Origin of the sequence: Flagellimonas flava, from assembly GCF_050617915.1 — a bacterium.
Taxonomy (GTDB): Bacteria; Bacteroidota; Bacteroidia; order Flavobacteriales; family Flavobacteriaceae; genus Flagellimonas; species Flagellimonas flava_A.
The window spans coordinates 1-19,241 of sequence record NZ_JBODQE010000004.1; the positions used below are offsets into that span (position 1 = coordinate 1).

At 42.3% G+C, this 19,241-nt stretch carries 18 protein-coding genes; 5 read left to right on the forward strand and 13 right to left on the reverse strand.

Annotation, left to right across the window (positions count from 1 at the left end; genetic code table 11):
* From ACRHOZ_RS11280 to ACRHOZ_RS11305, 6 genes are all read right to left on the reverse strand, one after another.
* Nucleotides 1-537, reverse strand: a 537-nt coding sequence (locus tag ACRHOZ_RS11280; RefSeq protein ID WP_431125672.1) for a hypothetical protein, incomplete at its 3' end; no start/stop codon positions are given.
* A 155-nt stretch (nt 538-692) separates the two neighbouring features.
* Nucleotides 693-1,574, reverse strand: a complete 882-nt coding sequence (gene fabD / locus ACRHOZ_RS11285) for an ACP S-malonyltransferase (protein ID WP_431125674.1) — start codon at nt 1,572-1,574, stop codon at nt 693-695.
* Nucleotides 1,575-1,689: 115 nt separating this feature from the next.
* The gene (locus ACRHOZ_RS11290; protein ID WP_431125676.1) at nt 1,690-2,208 is read right to left on the reverse strand and encodes a gamma carbonic anhydrase family protein; all 519 of its coding nucleotides are present in this window, start codon (nt 2,206-2,208) and stop codon (nt 1,690-1,692) included.
* 13 nt (nt 2,209-2,221) lie between these two features.
* Nucleotides 2,222-2,953, reverse strand: a complete 732-nt coding sequence (locus ACRHOZ_RS11295) for a LytR/AlgR family response regulator transcription factor (protein WP_431125678.1) — start codon at nt 2,951-2,953, stop codon at nt 2,222-2,224.
* Nucleotides 2,953-5,121: a tetratricopeptide repeat-containing sensor histidine kinase gene (locus ACRHOZ_RS11300; protein ID WP_431125680.1), complete on the reverse strand. Its 2,169-nt coding sequence runs from the start codon at nt 5,119-5,121 to the stop codon at nt 2,953-2,955. Before ACRHOZ_RS11300 ends, ACRHOZ_RS11295 begins: the two co-directional genes overlap by 1 nt.
* A 78-nt stretch (nt 5,122-5,199) precedes the next feature.
* Nucleotides 5,200-6,015 carry a hypothetical protein gene (locus tag ACRHOZ_RS11305; protein ID WP_431125682.1) on the reverse strand — a complete coding sequence of 272 codons (816 nt, stop codon included), beginning with the start codon at nt 6,013-6,015 and terminating at the stop codon, nt 5,200-5,202.
* Between the two features lie 230 nt (nt 6,016-6,245).
* Here ACRHOZ_RS11305 and ACRHOZ_RS11310 point away from each other — a divergent pair, with 230 nt between their 5' ends.
* A complete protein-coding gene (locus ACRHOZ_RS11310) occupies nt 6,246-7,415 on the forward strand; it encodes a vWA domain-containing protein (RefSeq protein ID WP_431125684.1) in 1,170 nt (389 codons plus the stop codon).
* Nucleotides 7,416-7,466: 51 nt separating this feature from the next.
* Here the strand turns inward: ACRHOZ_RS11310 and ACRHOZ_RS11315 are convergent, their stop codons facing one another.
* On the reverse strand, nt 7,467-8,462 hold the full coding sequence (locus tag ACRHOZ_RS11315) for a PorP/SprF family type IX secretion system membrane protein (protein WP_431125686.1): 996 nt from the start codon (nt 8,460-8,462) through the stop codon (nt 7,467-7,469).
* Nucleotides 8,463-8,586: 124 nt separating this feature from the next.
* Between ACRHOZ_RS11315 and ACRHOZ_RS11320 the strand changes: the two genes are divergently transcribed.
* The 4 genes from ACRHOZ_RS11320 (at nt 8,587) to ACRHOZ_RS11335 (ending at nt 12,772) form a co-directional block, all read left to right on the forward strand.
* Entirely contained in the window at nt 8,587-9,483 is an 897-nt protein-coding gene (locus ACRHOZ_RS11320) for a NifU family protein (RefSeq protein ID WP_431125688.1), read from the forward strand.
* Nucleotides 9,484-9,553: 70 nt separating this feature from the next.
* Nucleotides 9,554-9,754 carry a dodecin family protein gene (locus tag ACRHOZ_RS11325; protein ID WP_136466086.1) on the forward strand — a complete coding sequence of 67 codons (201 nt, stop codon included), beginning with the start codon at nt 9,554-9,556 and terminating at the stop codon, nt 9,752-9,754.
* Nucleotides 9,755-9,816: 62 nt separating this feature from the next.
* Nucleotides 9,817-11,925, forward strand: coding sequence for a thioredoxin domain-containing protein (locus ACRHOZ_RS11330; RefSeq protein WP_431125690.1), 2,109 nt, complete (start codon nt 9,817-9,819; stop codon nt 11,923-11,925).
* 25 nt (nt 11,926-11,950) lie between these two features.
* Nucleotides 11,951-12,772, forward strand: a complete 822-nt coding sequence (locus ACRHOZ_RS11335; protein WP_431125692.1) for a mechanosensitive ion channel family protein — start codon at nt 11,951-11,953, stop codon at nt 12,770-12,772.
* Here the strand turns inward: ACRHOZ_RS11335 and tsaB are convergent.
* The 6 genes from tsaB to ACRHOZ_RS11365 are packed head-to-tail and all read right to left on the reverse strand — an operon-like array spanning nt 12,769 to nt 19,195.
* Nucleotides 12,769-13,446 (reverse strand): tRNA (adenosine(37)-N6)-threonylcarbamoyltransferase complex dimerization subunit type 1 TsaB, encoded by a 678-nt coding sequence (tsaB, locus tag ACRHOZ_RS11340; RefSeq protein ID WP_431125694.1) that lies wholly within the window; start codon nt 13,444-13,446, stop codon nt 12,769-12,771. The two genes, ACRHOZ_RS11335 and tsaB, sit on opposite strands and share 4 nt — an antisense overlap.
* A 16-nt stretch (nt 13,447-13,462) precedes the next feature.
* On the reverse strand, nt 13,463-14,812 hold the full coding sequence (locus ACRHOZ_RS11345; protein ID WP_431125696.1) for a TolC family protein: 1,350 nt from the start codon (nt 14,810-14,812) through the stop codon (nt 13,463-13,465).
* A 40-nt stretch (nt 14,813-14,852) separates the two neighbouring features.
* Nucleotides 14,853-15,968 (reverse strand): efflux RND transporter periplasmic adaptor subunit, encoded by a 1,116-nt coding sequence (locus ACRHOZ_RS11350; RefSeq protein WP_431125698.1) that lies wholly within the window; start codon nt 15,966-15,968, stop codon nt 14,853-14,855.
* A 45-nt stretch (nt 15,969-16,013) separates the two neighbouring features.
* Nucleotides 16,014-17,213, reverse strand: a complete 1,200-nt coding sequence (locus ACRHOZ_RS11355) for an ABC transporter permease (protein WP_431125700.1) — start codon at nt 17,211-17,213, stop codon at nt 16,014-16,016.
* A 58-nt stretch (nt 17,214-17,271) separates the two neighbouring features.
* Nucleotides 17,272-18,501: an ABC transporter permease gene (locus ACRHOZ_RS11360; protein ID WP_431125702.1), complete on the reverse strand. Its 1,230-nt coding sequence runs from the start codon at nt 18,499-18,501 to the stop codon at nt 17,272-17,274.
* The gene (locus ACRHOZ_RS11365) at nt 18,494-19,195 is read right to left on the reverse strand and encodes an ABC transporter ATP-binding protein (protein ID WP_431125704.1); all 702 of its coding nucleotides are present in this window, start codon (nt 19,193-19,195) and stop codon (nt 18,494-18,496) included. The genes ACRHOZ_RS11360 and ACRHOZ_RS11365 overlap by 8 nt, the downstream gene beginning before the upstream one ends.
* Nucleotides 19,196-19,241: the final 46 nt, after the last annotated feature.

The window sequence follows — 19,241 nt, forward strand, 5'->3', positions numbered from 1 at the left end:
GTCAAGGCTGACCGTATATTCGCCCGTGGTCGTGCCGGCCTCGGTCGCCGTGCCGTCCGTCGCCGTTATCGTGGCAACGGGGTCGGGGGCCACATCGTCGCTCTCTATCGTAACGTCGGCACTGCTGGGGGTCCCGACAGTATAGCCCGTGCCCGCGTCAAGGGTCACCGTCACCGTCTCGTCCGCCTCAACGTCGCCGTCGTCTATAGGGGTCAAAAGTATCGTCGCGCTGCTGGCCAGGTTCGCTATGTCGACACTGCCCGTGAGCGCTACAAAGTCGCTGCCTGAGGTCGCGTCCCCGCTGACCGTGTAATCGACCGTTATCGCACCGCCGCTGGTGTTCGCAACGTCAAGGCTGACCGTATATTCGCCCGTGGTCGTGCCGGCCTCGGTCGCCGTGCCGTCCGTCGCCGTTATCGTGGCAATTTGGCCATGACCAGCACCAACAGCTAAAAGAAAAATTACTAATAACAAGTTTTTTCTTCCAACAAGAAAGGAATTAGTGCTCCGTGAGGTTTTTTCTAAGAAGGTTAACATTACCTATTCAAGATTATAAGCTGGGTTTTTATGCCACAATAGGTAGGTTATTTGGGAAGAACCAATATTACTAAAAAATAAAGGAAGCCCCCAAAATTGTGGATTAAATCTAGGTTTATTGGCTGAACTGTAGTAATTCGTAGATAAATAGTATACTAGAGGACTGCAGATGAAGTCTCAACCCCTGAATCAATTTTCTTTACCAAACCTTGTAATACTTTGCCTGGACCAACTTCTACAAAAGTATTTCCCCCATCCTTGATCATTTGTTGAATACTCTGCGTCCATTTGACCGGGGCAGTGAGCTGCAACATTAGATTGTTTTTTATTTCAGAGGCACTGGTAACGGCAGTAGTAGGAACATTTTGGTAGATGGGGCAATTTGGTTCATTAAAATTGGTAGCATCTATTGCTGCTGCCAATTCTTCCCTTGCCGGCTCCATCAATGGGGAATGGAAAGCACCCCCAACAGGAAGCAACAATGCCCTTCTTGCTCCTGCCTCTTTCATCTTTTCGCAAGCCTCATTAACAGCTTCCACGTCACCTGAGATAACAAGCTGTCCAGGACAATTATAATTTGCGGGTACAACAATACCATCAATGCTATCGCATATTTCTTCCACTACCTCATCCGCCAAGCTTAAAACAGCCGCCATAGTGCTAGGTTTTAGCTCACAGGCTTTTTGCATGGCCAAGGCACGCTGGCTAACCAATTTGAGTCCATCCTCAAAATTTAGGGTTCCATTGGCAACCAAGGCGGAAAACTCCCCCAAAGAGTGGCCTGCAACCATTTCGGGTTTAAACACATCACCCAACACCTTACTAAGTATTACTGAATGTAAAAAAATTGCTGGTTGGGTAACTTTGGTTTGCTTCAGGTCATCTGCTGTACCTTCAAACATTATATCCGTGATGGAGAACCCTAAAATATCGTTGGCTTGTTCAAATAATTCTTGTGCCAAGGAGTGGTTTTCATAAAGATCCAGCCCCATTCCAACAAATTGGGCGCCTTGTCCGGGAAATATATGTGCTTTCATTATAGTCTGGTTTTGATTCTGCTAAAATAGGGATATTTTGAAATGTTACAGCGCATTTTTGACGAGGAGTTGTGGGTAGCGAGCAAAGGGCCAAGGGTGCTAGATGATTGATACCTTAATCACTTTCTTTGAACCAACCCGAGTACGTAACATAAGCGTTGGCAATACGATCAATCTCTCCAGAGCTGAGTTCAGGACTTATATCCTTAATTTTCTTTGCCGGCATTCCTGCATATATGCTTCCTGCCTCCACATGGGTCCCCTGGGTAACCACTGCACCTGCTGCTATTATGGAATTGCTTTCCACAACACAATTATCCATTATTATGCTACCCATACCAACCAGCACATTGTCCTTAATGGTGCAGCCATGAACTAGCGCATTATGACCTATGGAAACGTTGTTTCCAATGGTAGTTGCTGCTTTTTGATAGGTCCCATGAATCACAGCCCCATCCTGCACATTGACCTTGTCCCCCATTTTTATGTAGTTTACATCGCCCCTAACCACTGCATTAAACCAAATACTGCACTGGTCTCCCATGGTTACCTCACCAACAATAGTGGCATTTTCAGCAATAAAGCAATCATCACCAAATACAGGGGTTTTACCCCTTACTGATTTTACAATCATAATTCTTTGATTCTTATTTAAAATAAGAGAGCAATGTAGCCTTTTTAGACGCCGAAACCGACAATTCCTTTCCATTTGACAACACTACACTCCCCCCTTTTCCTTTTTTGTACTTAACCACTTCGGCCACGTTGACCAAATAGGATTTATGAATTCGGGCAAAGGCATAGGAACTGAGGGCATCCTCAAAATATTTAAGGGTTTTGCTCACTAATATCTTCTTATGCTCCAGATAGATTTCCGTATAGTTGTCATCAGCCTTACAAAAATAGATATCACCAACTTCCAATACTTGAAACCCATCTTGTTGGGGCAAGGTAATTTTTCCCTCCGCCTTAATAGATCCAGCACTAAGTACCCGTCCGTCCAAAGCACTTTCCTTTTCCTTGACCTCTTTTACGTAATCAACGGCCTTAATCAATTCGTCAATATTGATAGGCTTCATTAAATAATAAGCTGCATGGCTGTTCAGGGCATCCATGGCGTAATGGTTGTATGCCGTAACAAAAACAGTCTCAAAAGTTCTGTCAGGTAGCTTGTCCAATAAATCAAAGGCATTTCCAAATGGCATTTCCACATCCAAAAAGACCATGTCAGGCTCATTTTTCTTAATAAGCTCCAGCCCTTCATCAATATTGGAAGCTTCCCCTAAAAGTTTCACTCCTTGGCAATACTTCCCCAGATAATTTCGCAGAATCTCCCTGCTATTGGCCTCATCCTCTACTAAAATTGCTGTCAAATCCATCAATCCTTTCTTAGATTTAAGGTAACCCTTGTTCCCGTTTGATCCTCCTTCAAATCCGCTATGGAAACCTCCACCTTGTTCTTATACATATCGTTTAGAATTTGAATTCGTTTTTTAATGTTCCCCATTCCCTTGGACTTCTGCTTCTTTTGATTTTCGGTTTTCAACGCAGCCGATCTCTTTCTTCCAATCCCATCATCCTCAATCACAATTTTCAACTTATCCTTGGTTACTTCACTTACCTTAATTTTCAAAAAGCCCTTTTCCTCTTTATATCGAAGTCCATGCCAAATAGCATTTTCAATATAGGGCTGTAAGAGCATTGGCGGAATCTCAAAAGCCTCTACATCAATTTTATCATCAATTTCGATGGAAAAATCAAACTTGTCCGAAAAACGGGAGTGCTCCAATTTTACATAGAGTTCCAAAAGTTCCAGTTCCTTGGGCAAGGGAATAAAATCCTCTTCGGAATTTTCCAAAACACTCCGCATAAGCACAGAAAAATCGCTTAAGAAGCGGTTGGCACTCCGTTCATCGCTTTTGGCAATAAAATTGTTCACCGAATTGAGCGCATTGAAGATAAAATGGGGGTTCATTTGGGTTCGAAGCGACTTCAGTGCCAACAGATTGTTGGCCAATTTTTGCTGCTGATTGTTTCTATAGAACAGAAATGCGGTCAAGGCCATCAACACCATTCCAAAAATCAGGGAGTAAATAATCCATGTCTGTCTTTTACTGGCTTCCTCAAACAATTGCTGCTCTGTTAGGGCCAGGCTATACTTGCTTTGCGACAATTCCCTTTCTTGCTCCAGGCTTGAAATACGGTTTTGTTTAGTGGCTATTTCCCGGTTCAATCGGGCCGCCCTTGAAATCTCCTGCTCTTTTCTTGCATACAAACTATCCACGACCGCAACATAATCTTGATAGGTCTCCAGGGCTTTGGCAAAATCACCCTTATACCGATATGCTTCGGACAATCTTCTGGTCGCGTCCTTTTGCACTACCAAATCGTCCTCACTATCAGCCTCCACGATACTCTTTTGTAGATAAGGGATAGCCTCATCCAGCTTATCCTGGGCTATGTACGCACGACCAATCTTATAATTTATTTGTTGGGAAGTGATGGAATCCGGCAGTCCGGCAGAGGAATTATCTTTATTAACGGAAACACTGGGAAGTTGCTGTAGCTCATTCAAACTCTGCTTGCGCAATTGAATCTCATCCTCATAACGGTTTTTCTCGTTATAGAAATCCGCCACTTTTTCATTTTCCTGGATTTGGCGTTCTGGAGCCACTTTTTTGGAGAGATTCAGGGAGTTGGCAAAAAACCCTTCGGCCTCAACAAGTCTGTTATCCCTGGCATAGGCGTCTGCAATCTTGGAATTTAAATCGATTACCTTAGGGGAAATCTGATTTTTTTCGGCAATTTGAAGTCCTTCTTGATAGAATTCCAATGCTTTTTGGACATCTCCCAAGCCTTTATTGGCATCTCCCAGTCCTTCGTAAATTTCAATTCGTTGATAGGGCACCAGACCATTGACATCTACCAGTGGTGCCAGCATGGACTCGCCATTCCCAAATTCCCCATTTAAAATATGGGCCCGGCCCAAAAGCAACTCTGTTTTTACAGTCCTTCTCGCCGCAAGGGCATCCTGGAAACTACTTATGGCCAAATCGTATTGCTGGTGATATAAATAAATCTCGCCCAGCGCCGTCAACGAATTGGAGAGTTCTGTTTTGTTTCCCCGTTTACCCAATTGGGAAATGGATTGTGCAATGAAGTCGATACTCTTTTCCAGATCGGTTCTTTTATATTGGTTGGCAGAATCCAAAAAACGCTGATGATCTTCCACTTTTCTGGAAATTGAGCTTGACTTTTTTTCCCTCTTACTACTTCTTGAAGGAGTATAGCCTTCCACCAATACGTCCACATCCTCGTCGGAGGTAATCCGATGCCTTGCAGTTTCAAACTCCCCGCTTTCAAAAATGAGGAGATCACCAATAGCCGCCCTGATTCTGAACTCTCCAAGACTGTTGGTTGTGGTATAATACCCCGAATCCGTGGACACGTCCACACCAGAAATGGGCTCATAGTTCTCCTTGCCCTTTACAGAGCCTTTGATTTCTACCCATTTGCGTCCGTTCTGCTGTTGCGAAAAGGCAACCATTGTAAACAGACTACAGAGAAATACTATAATTTTTGATTTTACCATTCCCTTTAACATGCCGTTACTAGTCAGCGGTGTTTATTTTGTTCCCTCCAAGGTTCTTTGCAACTCAGCATCTACTTTTTCATCAACAATATCTACCAACTTGCCAGTTTCAAAATCATATTTTTTTATAATGGTGGGCTCATTGCGTTCCTCGTATTTTCCGTCTTTGTTTTTATCAATCCCAAAACGAATAGCTATGTCCTTGCCCGTATTCAGAACTTTAAAATGGAAAACATCCGTTCCTTCGATAGCAACTTTTTTTAGTTCTCCACTGCCCATAGAATAAATATAAAGTGTTTTGTAGTCCTTTAGGTTGATTACACCATCTTTGAAGGTATCTTTTTCAGAAACACTCAAAAAGAGCAGGACATCGTCTTCAAAATACTCAGTTTGGATTTCGTTAAAGTTCACTCTTTTATTAAATAGTTTTTTAAACTCATTCAGAGCGGGTTTATATATTATTAAATTGTTGAAGGCTCCATAAAAATAATTGGTGTACCGCAAGTCCACTTTTTCAAGCATCACTTCGGAAGACAAAGCGTTGAGGGATTCATCAATATCCTCAGGTTCGCCCAGGGTTTTGTGCGAGACAGGAATAATGTAAACCGAATTTAAGGTGTCAATTAATCGTGGGGTTTCATAGGAGATTACCTGCTCCCGTTTGTTTTCCTGCTGTAACTGCTCAATCTTTTCTTGCGATAAAATGCCAGTATTAATGTCGTCATCCGAATACCGTCCCAGCTCTAAAGCCCACATAGACACAAAGGCAATAAGTGCAATTATTAAGAAAATCACCCCTACAGTTCCCAAAATGGCTAGCAGTCTTTGGTTGTATTTTTCAATTTTCATTTTTGTAGATTTTATACTCGTTTGATTGATACAAACTTTCGTAAACTTACTTCATACCGAGCTTTTTAAAAAATGGTGTTTCCCCGAAAACATAGCATTTTTCAGCCTTTTTTTCCATGTCACAAAATGGTTTACCCTGCTCCCTCACCAAAATGACCTGTTTACTCATTATGGATTTTAATTCAAAAAAGTTGGAAATAGTTTTAGGGCAGATTTAAAAACATTGAACTATGAAACATTTGAAACACCTATTTGGAATAGCCCTTATGACTATGGCAACTGGAACACTATATGGTTGCAATCTTAAGGCACATCAACCGGAAACTGCCTCTTTGGTTACCACAACGATAGCCGAAAAGCCGGCAAAGCAATATGTGAAAATAGCCCTGTTATTGGATACCAGTAACAGTATGGACGGACTTATTAACCAGGCAAAGGCACAACTTTGGGACATTGTAAACGAATTTACCCATGCCCGTTGCGGAAACGAGACCCGCCCATTACTTCAAATTGCACTTTATGAGTACGGCAATGATAACTTGGCTTCGAGCGAAGGCTATATCCGTCAAGTGCTGGGATTCAGCGAAGACTTGGACGAAATCTCTGAAAAACTGTTCTCCCTTACCACCAATGGTGGGGAAGAATTCTGTGGAGAAGTAATTCAAACCTCATTAAAGCAATTGGAATGGGGCAAAAATGCCGACGACCTTAAAATGATATTCATTGCGGGGAACGAGCCCTTTACCCAAGGGAAGTTGAATTATAGGGATGCCGCCGATAATGCCAAGGAAAACGATGTTATTGTAAACACCATCTTTTGTGGCAACTACGAACAAGGTATCTCCACGGAATGGAAAAATGGCGCCACCTTGACCGGCGGTGAGTATATGGCCATTGATCATAACAGGCAAGTAGTCCATATTGAAACTCCCTATGACGATGTCATTATTCAACTCAATTCCAAGCTCAACAAAACCTATGTTTCTTACGGATACCTTGGTGCCCAAAAGGAAGCTGCACAGGCGGCGCAAGATATGAGGGCTAATGAAATGAACAAGGGCGTGGCCGTAAAACGATCTGTAAGTAAAAGCTCCAGACTTTATAAAAACTCCAAATGGGATTTGGTAGATGCCATTGAAGAGGATGAGATGGAAGTTTCCGCAATAGCTGTGGAAGACCTGCCCAAGGAACTTCAGGGCAAATCAGAGAAGGAAATCAAGGAATATGTGGAAGGAAAAAAAGAGGAGCGTGAAAAGATCCAGAAGCAAATTCAGGATTTGAACATAAAGCGCGAGGCCTATATTGCCAAAAACCAAAAGGAGGAGACCGGAGAGTTGGAAAATGCGCTGTTATCGGCCATTAAAAACCAGGCAGCCAAGAAAAACTACAAGTGGGATTAGTTTTGTGTTGATTGTAGTTAAGATGGTCCATCCTAACCGATGGGCCATTTTTTAGTTATTGGCAGCGGGACAATAACAATCGTATCGTTTGCTTTGATCATTCTGTCCAAATTCGTAGCCCAAGGTAATTTGATGAAATCCACCATTGTCAAAACGAATGTCCCCAGATTGGTAAGAATAGTTATAAGAGAACAAAAATTGGTTCCAGTTTACCCCCACAATGGGCGTGAACAACTGCAAACGTTGCTCTCCAAATCCGCCATTGGTCTGGAATTGAGCTCCATCAAAACTTCGCCTATAGGATAGTCCTGCCCATACGGTACCAAAACTCACATCTTTATACACTTTGGCGTTGATATCCACAGTCTTTTCGCGGGTAAAATCTGTTAGCTGGAACAAAATGGAAGGTTCAATCCTCGTTTTTCTCCCAAAAATATATCCTGCGGAAATTAAATATCTTCGGAGGTTATCAAATTCTTCAACACTATATAGATCCCGACCACTACCCAAAACATTTAAGATAGCAAAGTGCGCATAGAATTCCATATAGTTATAAGAAGCTCCCAAATCAACATTGAAATAACTAACAGTGTTCTTGGTTCCGGTAACCACCGGATCAGGAATTATGGAACGAAACTCGGTTTCGTCCAAACTGCTTAAAATAACCCCAGCACTAAGTCCCAACGAAATCTGGTTCAAAGTCCTAAAATCCCCTCCCAACTGTAGATGTTGGGCAAATGTTCCCTTAAATCCTGTTTGGGAGTGATAACCATTGCTGTCATTGAACAAAATAGCACCAATTCCGCTACGATCCCCTACCCTTGAATTAAAGTTCAAGGTCTGCAAACTGGGTGCCTCATCCACGTTAAACCATTGTTTTCTTGCAGTTAGCCTTATTTTGGTTCCTTCTGCTATACCAGCCATTGAGGGATACACCAAATAGTAGTTGTCCGCCAGATAATCAAAGTAAACGGGAATGCCCTCCTGGGCCTTAGCAGAAAGCCCTATGGTTAGGGCAACGATTAGTGAGGTTACATAGCGTCTCATGCTGTGTTTGGGGCTATAGTTGGGGTTTAAAGGTAATCAAACATTTAAATAACGCCCTCCGGCATACATTATTATATATTTTGCCCCTCATCTTTACTTTGGTATTTTTGTACAAATTTTGGCTATGAAGGAATATAACATCACGGTTGTACCCACCAACAACCCAAAAATCATAAAATTTGAGGCTAATCAGTTCCTTGCAAAAGGCAATTATGAGCTCAAAAACATAGACGAGGCAAAGAATTCGCCTTTGGCTCAACAACTTTTCTACCTTCCGTTTATTAAGACAGTATATATATCCGGAAATTTCATTGCCCTAGAGCGATTTGATATTGTGGAATGGGAAGATGTCAAGGACGAAGTGGCCCAACAATTGGTGGAATATCTAAACGACGGCCAGCCTGTGATTCTTGAGGAGGAAGTGCAAAAGAAACAGCCCATTACCGTGTATGCCGAGGTAACACCGAACCCGGGAGTAATGAAGTTTGTTTCCAATAAAAAAATAGTACCCGCAACTTACGAGTTCAAAAACATAGACGAAGCCAAGGACAGTCCACTTGCACAAGAACTTTTTCACTTTCCCTTTGTCAAGGAGGTATTTTTGGATGAAAACTATGTTTCCGTTACCAAATTTGACATCGCTGAATGGGATACCGTGACCATGGAAGTACGGGAATTTATCCGGGATTTTTTGGCCAATGGCAAGGAAGTTATTTCCGCGGAAAGTATTCAAAAATCCAAAGAAAGCGCAAGTCAAAACCAAGCACAAACGGCTTACGATGACACTTCCAAACAAATTATTGACATTTTGGACGAGTACGTAAAGCCAGCAGTTGCCAGTGATGGGGGCAATATCCTGTTCCAATCCTATGAAGCTGACAGTAAAACGGTCAACGTTATCCTCCAAGGCGCTTGTAGTGGTTGTCCATCATCCACATTCACCCTTAAGAACGGTATTGAAACCATGCTAAAAAACATGATGGGTGATAAGGTAAACGAAGTGGTCGCGATCAACGGTTGATTTCAAGCTCCCCTGCCAAAGGTGTGGTCAATTTTTGTTAAATTGAATAAATTTAAAATCATTAACTATTATGGCAGTATTAAAAGTAATCGAAGTATTGGCCAACTCGGATGAAAGTTGGGAACAAGCGGCAAAAAATGCGCTGGATCAGGCATCAAAGTCGGTAAAAAACATACGTTCTGTTTACATTAACGAGCAAAGCGCTTCCGTTAAAGATGGCAAAATTGATGAATACAGAGTCAATGTAAAGATTACCTTTGAGGTAAAATAATCAAAGGGCAAGAAAACAATGCGCCCTTTATGGGCGCTTTTTTTATGTCCAAAAGAATTGTTATGATCAAAAGAATTATCCTTTTATCGGTGATAATTTCACTGAACCAGGGCTGCACACAAAAAACCAGTAAAGTGACCCATAAACACACCAATGCCTTAATCAATGAAACCAGTCCCTATCTGCTTCAACATGCGCATAATCCGGTGAATTGGGAAGCTTGGCGGCCCGAAGTGCTGGAAAGGGCCAAAAAGGAGGATAAACCCTTACTCATCAGTATTGGCTATTCATCGTGCCACTGGTGCCATGTTATGGAAAAGGAGTGTTTTGAAGATGAGGAGGTGGCCCAAATGATGAACGAAAATTTCATCAACATAAAAATTGATCGGGAGGAAAGACCCGATGTGGACCAAATTTACATGGACGCCATCACCATGATGTCCGGAAACGGCGGATGGCCCCTCAACATTGTTGCCCTACCGGACGGTAGACCCTTTTGGGGAGCCACATATGTGCCCAAGGACAATTGGATAAAATCCCTTCAACAGCTTATCGATCTATACCAAAATGATAAATCCAGGATAGTCAAGTATGCAACTGACCTATCCAACGGAATCAACGCCATTAATTTGGTGGAGCATAAACCCGATTCCGGTTTATTTACCATGGAGCAACTGGATGTATCTGTGGAGAATTGGGCCAAGCACTTTGACAACTTTTTGGGAGGCTATAAACGGGCTCCAAAGTTCATGATGCCCAACAATTGGGATTTTTTGATGCACTATGCAGAGACCAACAACAAACCTGAACTCATGGAGCAGGTGGATGTTACCTTAAGGCGTATTGCCTTTGGTGGGGTTTTTGATCATGTTGGTGGCGGCTTTTCCAGATACGCCGTGGATACCAAATGGCACGTTCCACATTTTGAAAAAATGCTTTATGACAATGGCCCCTTGACCAGCTTATATTCCCGTGCTTATGCGGTGACGAAAAATGAGCTGTATCGAGACGTTGTTGAAAGAACCATTGCCTTTGTGCAAGAGGAACTATTGGATGAAAATGGCGGATTCTACTCTTCTTTGGATGCGGACAGTTTGGACGAAAATGGTGAATTGGAGGAAGGTGCCTACTATGTTTGGACCAAAGAACAACTAAGTCAACTCCTTGGAGCGGATTTTGAGGTTTTCAAGGATTATTACAACATCAACTCCTATGGACTTTGGGAACACGGTAATTATGTGCTGATTCGGGATAAAGAGGATGCCGAAATAGCTGAGAAGCACAACATTTCTGTGGATGAGCTAAAGCAAAAAATACAGAATACCCAACAAATCCTGAAAAAGAAACGTGCCAAGCGATCCAAACCCCGATTGGATGATAAAATCCTCACCTCATGGAACGGCCTTATGCTAAGCGGATTGATAGACGCACATCGGTACTTGGGGAACCAGGAATACTTGGATATGGCACTGAAAAATGCCGAATTTCTGGAGAAGGAAATGATCAAAGATGATTATTCCCTATTTAGAAACCATAAGGATGGTAAAAGTGACATTGATGCATTTTTGGAAGACTATGCCATTATCAGCGAAGCTTTTTTATCGCTATACGAGGTAACTTTTGACGAAAAATGGTTGAATCACTCCAAAAAGTTGGTGGAATATGCCAAAGTTCACTTTTTAGACCCAAAATCGGGGATGTTCTTTTATACTTCCGATGCGGACACCTCCCTTATCAGACGATCTATTGAGACCGTTGACAAGGAAATTTCCTCATCCAATTCCATCATGGCAAAAAATCTTCTAAAATTCCACAAGCTATATCCAGATGAAGGCTATGGGGACATGGCCAAACAAATGCTTAAAAATGTACAGGACGATTTTGTGGAAAGTGCGCAGGGATATGCCAATTGGATGAACTTGGTGCTTTTTGAGAATCAGAATTTCTACGAGATTGCCGTGGTTGGTGAAAACTACAAAGCCCTTGGGAAGGAAATCAGCAAAACCTATATTCCCAATAGTATTTTGGTGGGATCAGCCAAAGATGGCCCGGTAGAACTATTGACCAATAGATATGCTGAGGGAGAAACCTTTGTGTATGTCTGTATTGAAGGTACTTGCAAGCTTCCGGTGCAAACAGCAGATAAGGCTGTAGCATTGATGAACAACTAATAAATTTATTATCCGTTTTTAGGCTATGAAACAACTCAGGGATTTTGAGCAACATTTAGAGCATGCCATAGAATGGTTTTGGGGTTTTATGCCCAATCTGCTATTGGCGGTTGTTATATTTTTTGTTGGATTTTGGATCGTTCGGTTGATCAACAAGATGGTACACCGATTTTTTGAACGGAAAGACTATGACCCCACCCTCGAAAGCTTTCTTCAGAGTTTTATAAGTATAGCCCTAAAAGTGCTGCTTTTTGTAGTTGTGGTCACCCAATTGGGGGTCAAATCATCTTCTTTGGTGGCCATGGTCGGTGCCGCGGGATTGGCCATTGGTCTTGCGCTACAAGGTTCGTTGGCCAACTTTGCTGGCGGGGTGCTGATTTTGGTTTTCAAACCCTTTAAAGTTGGGGATTGGATTTCCGCCCAAGGACAGGAAGGTAGTGTAAAACAAATCAGCATCTTTAGTACCAAACTCAACACCTTTGGCAATCAGGTGGCCATCATACCCAACGGACAGTTGTCCAACGGTAGCATCGTAAACTACAATATGGAAAATACTCGGCGTGATAAATTTGATGTGGGTATTGGATACGGCTCCGATATTAAAAAAGCCAAGGAAATTTTATTGCAAATCTGTGCGGATAACCCAGATATTTTGACCGACCCCGTTCCTGAAGTGTATGTGGGAAACCTTGGGGATAGTTCCGTTGACCTTACATTGCGTTTTTGGGCAAACAACGATGTATTCTGGCCAGCACATTTTTATGTCATTGAGGAAACCAAACTTCGTTTTGACCAGGCGGGAATAGAAATTCCATTCCCACAAAGAGTGGTTCACGACGCCGATTAGGCTTTTTTCTTGGTTTGCAATACAAAATCCTTGAGGTAATAGGGCTCAAAGTAGGCCACATCCTCAAAGTCCTTGGTCTGAAATTTGGCGTAAGCCAATTCGGCCATTTCCTTTGATGATGGAACCACTTTGGGATGAAATTGAAAATTGGAATGTGTAAGTACCTCTTTGCATTTTTCTGCTCCGCTCCCAACCAGATGCACTTTTTTGAAGTCGGTAAACTCGCTAAAAGTTTGGTCATCCACTACTTCTGCCCTTGTTTCACGGACTTCTTCTCCTTGATCATCAAAAACAGCGGAGTACACTTCCATGCGCCTGGCATCCAAAACAGGAATGGCAAGCTCGCCTGCATTGAGCTTCACTTGTAAGGCCATACCCTGAAGTGTTGGAATGGAAATCAGGGGAATATCCAGCGAAAAACAGAGCCCTTTGGCTGCGGATACCCCAATCCGAAGCCCGGTGTACGAACCCGGGCCCTTGCTCACGGCAATTGCATCCAAGTCTGAAAAAGACAAAGAAGCCTCTATCAAGGCTTCTTTTATAAATACGTGCAACTGCTCTGAATGGGAATAGTTTATTGCATTATTCTCTTTTAAGCACAGGATTTCCTTTCCTTTGGAAATGCTTACAGAACAATTGGTCGTTGCTGTTTCTAAATTGAGTATTATGGCCATAGCGGCCACAAAGATACTAGTTTAGGGAAATGGGAATACCAAAGTAGAACTCCAAAATTTTCAATCTAAAGATATAGTCGTATTTGGTACGAATTACATCCGCTTCCGCATTGTCCACCCTGGATTGCGCTTGACTAAAATCAAATGCATTCATCAATCCCACATTAAAACGTTCCTTGGCATAATCATAGGCCAATCTTCGGGCTTCCAAGGTTTTTTCAGCAGCTTCGTAAGCTTTAAAAAAGGTGGTAACGTCCACATAGGCTTGCTGGATGTTGGTTTCCAAATCCAACTTATCCTGCTCGAATTGCAATTTGGCCTTTTCCAGATTGATTTGGGAACGTTTTACATTGTTTCGAGTACTCCAACCATTAAAAATGGGAACATTCAATTGGGCACCATAGGAAACCCCATCAAAAATCCACAACTGATCAGTGAAACTTGGCGTAAAAGGCACCCCATTCTGATCGGGAATTTGGGTTACGTCAGAATATCTGGTTCCATATTGGAAAAATGCCGACAGTGTAGGGTAATAGGCTCCCTTTGATATTTTTAAATCCTCTTCTGCAAGTTTTACGTTGGACTCCGAGAACTTGATGTCGTTTCTAAAACCCAAAGCTTTGTCAAAAATGACTTTGGCAGAGTTGTTCAAAATGTCCGAAGGTGGAATATTAAACTCTTCATCAGCTATATCAAAATTTTCGTAATCGGTAATTTGAAGCAATTGCGCCAAATTGATTCTGGCAATCAACACCAGACTCTCCCCATTTACAATTTGCTGCTCTTGATTGGCAGCGGTGGCCTCAATTTCCAACAAATCCCCTCTAGGCACCACCCCGGATTCCACCAACTCCTCGGTTCGTTTCAAATCCTGTTCGGTAACTGCATATTGGGCCCTGAAGGTCTTTAACTGTTCTTTATTGGAAATTACCTGCAAATACGCGTTGGCCACATTTAAGCGAATATCGTCTTTCAAATCGTCCAACCTATACTGACTGGCAATAGCGTTTAATTTGGCCCTTTCCAATTGGCGCATATTACGCAAGCCGTCAAACAGGGTTACATTGGAACTCAATGATCCGTTTACGTTGAAAGCTGTACTGTTGGTGGGCAGGTTATTTGTTGGATTAATGGAAAAACCTGTGTTACTTGAGATTGTGGACGACCCATTTAAATTGGGAAGCATGTTTCCAATGGCATCCGACTTATCAATTTTGGCACTTTCCAAGTCCAATTCAAACTGTTCAATGGTCAAGTTGTTCTCCACAGCAAATGTCACACATTCCTGCAGGGTCCACTTTTTCATTTGAGCGTTGGTGGCGAGCATGGCAAATAGTGCCATGATCACTGTGATCTTAAATTTCATTCGTTTTTTGATTTTTTGATTGATTATTGTTTGGCCCACTCTAGGAATCATCCTCATCGCTCTTCTTCTCCAATTTGTTCCAAACCTTTATTTTGTCTCCTTCCTCGATTCCGGAAACCACTTCTACATCAATGCCATCACTAACACCCAACTCCAACTCCTTTCGCTCAAATTCATTCTCACTCACTTCTATTTCCACATAGGGCTTTTCTGTTTCCTTGTCAAATTGCAACAATGCTTCCTTGATGGCCAGAACATCCTTCTTTTCTTCCAAAACAATGGAGGCATTGGCACTGTATCCAGCTCTTACATAAGTACTGTCATTGACCACCAAATCGCCTTCTATTTTAAACTGCACGGCACCTTCTTCCTCCACACCTTTCGGAGCAATAAACTTAAGTTCTGCATCAAATTTGTTCTTTTCCAAGGCACCCAAGCTAATTTCCAAGGGCATTCCCACGCTAAGTTTGCCTACCTCGGCCTCATCCACTTCCCCTTCAAAGATCATTTTGGTCATGTCCGCAATAGTGGCAATGGTGGTTCCATCATTGAAGTTATTACTTTGGATGACCTGATCTCCTTCTTCCACAGGGATTTCCAAAATGGTTCCAGATACCGTAGCTCTGATGTTGGTATTGGCGCTGGATGATCCACCAGCAGAACCTATTCTGATGATCTGATAATCGGCTCGGGAATTGGTAAGTTCCTGCACCGCCTGATCATAAGTCAACTTTTGATTGTTGAAATCTTGGCTCGAAATCACCCCTTTGTCAAAAAGAGCTTTGTTCCGATCAAATTCGATTTTGGCATTGTTCAAAGCCAACTCTGCATTTCTTACCCGTCCCGCTGCTTGGTTCAGGGATTGCTCATTGGGCACCACTTTGATGACCGCGATCAAATCCCCAGCCTTGACCTCAACACCTTCTTCCAAATAAATTTTGTCAATAATCCCAGAAATCTGCGGCTTAATGTTGATTTCATCTTCTGGAATAACCTTACCCGTAACAATAACTTTGTTTACAATGTCTTTGCGTTCCAAGGATTCTGTCTCATAAATCTGGGTTGGAGTACTATTTTGTTTAAGGAAATAAACCACAGCACCTAAAATTCCGACCGATACAATCGTGATTAACCCGTATTTTACGTATTTGTTCATTACTACTTATTTGATCGTTATCTAAATTATTTTTTCAATTTCAACTTATTCTTCCCGCAAGGCTTCAATGGGACGCACTTTAATAGCTTTAATCGCCGGTATCAACCCAATCAACAGGCTTAGGAACACCATCCAAAAGAAGGAGAAACTAAACTGTCCAATACTCACCATGGGCTTGACAAAGGGAAAATCCTCCCCACTGCCCCAGAGTGAATCCAGGATTGCCAAAATTCCGACAGAAATGGCAAATCCAACCAATCCAGCAAAGGAAGTCAACACTACCGCTTCCATCAAGATTTGCCGTAGCACCAATCTCGGGGTTGCACCCAAAGCTCTTCGCACTCCAATTTCCTTGGTGCGTTCCTTTACGGTAATCAATAGGATGTTACTAATGGCAATCACCCCAGCTAGTAAAGTGAGTAATCCTACGAAGTAGGAAAACCCTCTGAGTACCATGGTAAAGGAAGAAATGTTGTTGAATATTTCCGACATGTCAAAGCTTCCAATGGCCCTCTCGTCATCGGGATGTATATCGTATTTGTTTTTGAGAATATCCTTGATCCTGCTCTCCACTACTGGAACCTTGGTGTTGGGTTCCACAGCTATGGCCATCCAACCCATCCGATCTCCAGAATTAAAGGCTTTTTGAAAGGTTGTAAATGGGATAAACACGGCATTTTCCCCATCTATATTAATATTGTTGTTGGGCTTGTAGATACCCACCACGGAGAAAAACACTCCGTTGATCCTGATATCCTCGCCAATTGCATCTTCACCTTTCTCAAACAAAAGTTTATAGGTTTCCTCCCCAATTACACAGACTTTTTTGGAATTGTCAATGTCTGTTTGGTTCAAAAATCGTCCTTCAACCAACCTCTTTTTGGTGATATTATCGATTTCTGGGTAATCTCCATACACAGAGGATCCGCTGGTTTGGCCATTTCTATATACGGTGACCACACTCCTGTGGCTTCCCAACTCAATCCTTGGTGCCAAAACCTCAATTTCAGGAATTTCCCTTTTAAGAATTTCCGCATCCTCTATTTTATAGCGAATCCTTCGACCTCTTTCAAAACCCTTATAAGGTTCTGAGGTAGACTGTCCCCAAACAAAAAGACTGTTGGACGCCGTACCTGCAAAAATTTTGTCGAATCCGTTAGTCATTCCATTGGAAGATCCCAAAAGCAGCATCAAAATGATCATGGCAAAGATGACCCCCAACATGGTCAAGAATGTGCGAAACATATTCTTTCCAAGGGTGTGGAAAACTTCAATCCATAAATCTCTATCGAATAACCACATATTACTTATCGCTTAAGGCCACTATTGGTTTTACATTGGCAGCTTTTACTGCTGGAATCAATCCCGCCAACACCCCTGCAACAATTAGAATAATGGTTGCTGTAATCACTGTTGACAAGCTAACATTTGGATTGGTAAAGGCTGGGGTATTAATTGTAGGTCCTATCAAGGATAAAATGATCCACGCAAATCCCAGGCCAATAAAACCGGATAAGGCTGTTATAAATGTGGATTCCAAAAGCACCAAATTAATTATTTGCTTGGGCTGTGCCCCCAATGCTTTTCGAACCCCAATCTCCTTGGTTCGTTCCTTAATGGTAAAGACCATAATGTTTCCGATGCCCACAATTCCAGCAATCAATATTAGAAAGCCCACACCTATACTTATCGCACTTAAAACCGCAGAAAAACTACTGATGTCATCAAAGGCTTCCGCATAGTTCCAAACATTGATTCCAGCCTGATCCTCTGGAGCCACTTTATGCCTTCTTTTCATCAAATCCTCCAAACGATCGGAAAATTCCAAGGCCTTGGTGAGATCATAGGTTGGGTTGTAGGTCAACACAATTTGGTGGATGTCATTGGTATCCCCAAAAATTCTTTGGTATGTTGTTATTGGGGCATAAATACCTCGCTCCGCATTGTCATCACCGTCATCTGTAAAGACCCCAACAACTCTAAAAGGTAGTCCGTTGAATTCGACAAATTGACCTAAGGGATCTTCATCCTTAAATAAATCTTCGGCTACTTTTCTTCCAATTACTGCAACTTTGGCCCTATTGACTACATCGGCGTTATTAAAGAACCTCCCCTTCATGATCAACGTCTTTTCTATGATCTGATGGTCTGGGTGTACGGCTTGCACGGAGTAGTTCCCTGTCTCACTTTTATAGCGAGCCGTTGTATTTGTAAAATAACGGGTACTGATATATTCAACGTCTTTGGGAAAGCTCTCCTTTATATATTGGTAATCGTCATTTTTCAGCTGAATCCTTCTTCCTGCCTCAAAACCTCCATAAGCTTGGGCGGTAGTACCGGGTCTAATAAAAATGGAGTTGGTGGCATCATCGTTAAATTGGCTGGTAAAGCCGTTCTGCATTCCATTTACGGAAGCCAACAGCATCACCAAAATAAAGATGGCCCATCCCACAGAAAAACCGGTCAAGAACGTTCTGAGTTTGTTGTTCTTGAGGGTGTGAAAGATCTCTTGCCAAATATCCCGATCAAACATATTGTTGTGCTCTTACCTGCTCTATTTTCTTGTCTTCTACTATAACACCGTCCTTAAGGTGTACAATTCGCTTACACATATGTGCAATATCTTCTTCGTGTGTCACCACCAAAATGGTATTCCCTTCGTCATTGATTTTTTGGATGAGGTCCATAACCTCGTAGGAAGTGGTACTGTCCAAGGCTCCCGTAGGCTCATCTGCCAACAGTACCTTGGGTTCAGCAGCCATGGCTCTGGCAATGGCGACCCTTTGCTTTTGTCCACCTGAAAGTTCGCTTGGTAAATGGCTTGCCCATTCTTTAAGACCCACTTTTTCCAAATAGCTCATGGCTTTTTCCTGTCGTTCTTTCCTTCCCACTTTTTGATAATACAAGGGCAAGGCCACATTTTCCAATGCCGACTTATAATTGATCAGGTTAAACGATTGGAAGATGAATCCCAAGAACTTATTCCTGTATTGGGCCGCTTTGGTCTCACTTAAATCCTTGATCGGAACATTATCCAATGTATACTCCCCTGAATCGGCCACATCCAACATTCCCAAAATATTCAATAAGGTAGATTTACCTGACCCTGAGGACCCCATAATGGCCACCAGTTCTCCTGATTCTGCCTTAAAATTGATTCCTTTGAGTACATGAAGGGAATTGCTTCCCATTCTATAGGATTTGTGAAGGTCCTTGATTTCTATCATGATTGGTGCTATTAGCTATCTGGCATTTTAACTCCTGTAATATGAC

What these genes read in the sequence shown, in the direction of transcription:
- ACRHOZ_RS11350 (WP_431125698.1), bottom strand. Translation starts at nt 15,968, where the DNA reads ATGAACAAATACGTAAAATACGGGTTAATCACGATTGTATCGGTCGGA.
- ACRHOZ_RS11325 (WP_136466086.1), top strand. Translation starts at nt 9,554, where the DNA reads ATGGCAGTATTAAAAGTAATCGAAGTATTGGCCAACTCGGATGAAAGT.
- ACRHOZ_RS11295 (WP_431125678.1), bottom strand. Translation starts at nt 2,953, where the DNA reads ATGGATTTGACAGCAATTTTAGTAGAGGATGAGGCCAATAGCAGGGAG.
- ACRHOZ_RS11290 (WP_431125676.1), bottom strand. Translation starts at nt 2,208, where the DNA reads ATGATTGTAAAATCAGTAAGGGGTAAAACCCCTGTATTTGGTGATGAT.
- ACRHOZ_RS11345 (WP_431125696.1), bottom strand. Translation starts at nt 14,812, where the DNA reads ATGAAATTTAAGATCACAGTGATCATGGCACTATTTGCCATGCTCGCC.
- ACRHOZ_RS11365 (WP_431125704.1), bottom strand. Translation starts at nt 19,195, where the DNA reads ATGATAGAAATCAAGGACCTTCACAAATCCTATAGAATGGGAAGCAAT.
- ACRHOZ_RS11315 (WP_431125686.1), bottom strand. Translation starts at nt 8,462, where the DNA reads ATGAGACGCTATGTAACCTCACTAATCGTTGCCCTAACCATAGGGCTT.
- ACRHOZ_RS11300 (WP_431125680.1), bottom strand. Translation starts at nt 5,121, where the DNA reads ATGGTTGCCTTTTCGCAACAGCAGAACGGACGCAAATGGGTAGAAATC.
- ACRHOZ_RS11305 (WP_431125682.1), bottom strand. Translation starts at nt 6,015, where the DNA reads ATGAAAATTGAAAAATACAACCAAAGACTGCTAGCCATTTTGGGAACT.
- tsaB (WP_431125694.1), bottom strand. Translation starts at nt 13,446, where the DNA reads ATGGCCATAATACTCAATTTAGAAACAGCAACGACCAATTGTTCTGTA.
- fabD (WP_431125674.1), bottom strand. Translation starts at nt 1,574, where the DNA reads ATGAAAGCACATATATTTCCCGGACAAGGCGCCCAATTTGTTGGAATG.
- ACRHOZ_RS11320 (WP_431125688.1), top strand. Translation starts at nt 8,587, where the DNA reads ATGAAGGAATATAACATCACGGTTGTACCCACCAACAACCCAAAAATC.
- ACRHOZ_RS11310 (WP_431125684.1), top strand. Translation starts at nt 6,246, where the DNA reads ATGAAACATTTGAAACACCTATTTGGAATAGCCCTTATGACTATGGCA.
- ACRHOZ_RS11360 (WP_431125702.1), bottom strand. Translation starts at nt 18,501, where the DNA reads ATGTTTGATCGGGATATTTGGCAAGAGATCTTTCACACCCTCAAGAAC.
- ACRHOZ_RS11355 (WP_431125700.1), bottom strand. Translation starts at nt 17,213, where the DNA reads ATGTTTCGCACATTCTTGACCATGTTGGGGGTCATCTTTGCCATGATC.
- ACRHOZ_RS11330 (WP_431125690.1), top strand. Translation starts at nt 9,817, where the DNA reads ATGATCAAAAGAATTATCCTTTTATCGGTGATAATTTCACTGAACCAG.
- ACRHOZ_RS11335 (WP_431125692.1), top strand. Translation starts at nt 11,951, where the DNA reads ATGAAACAACTCAGGGATTTTGAGCAACATTTAGAGCATGCCATAGAA.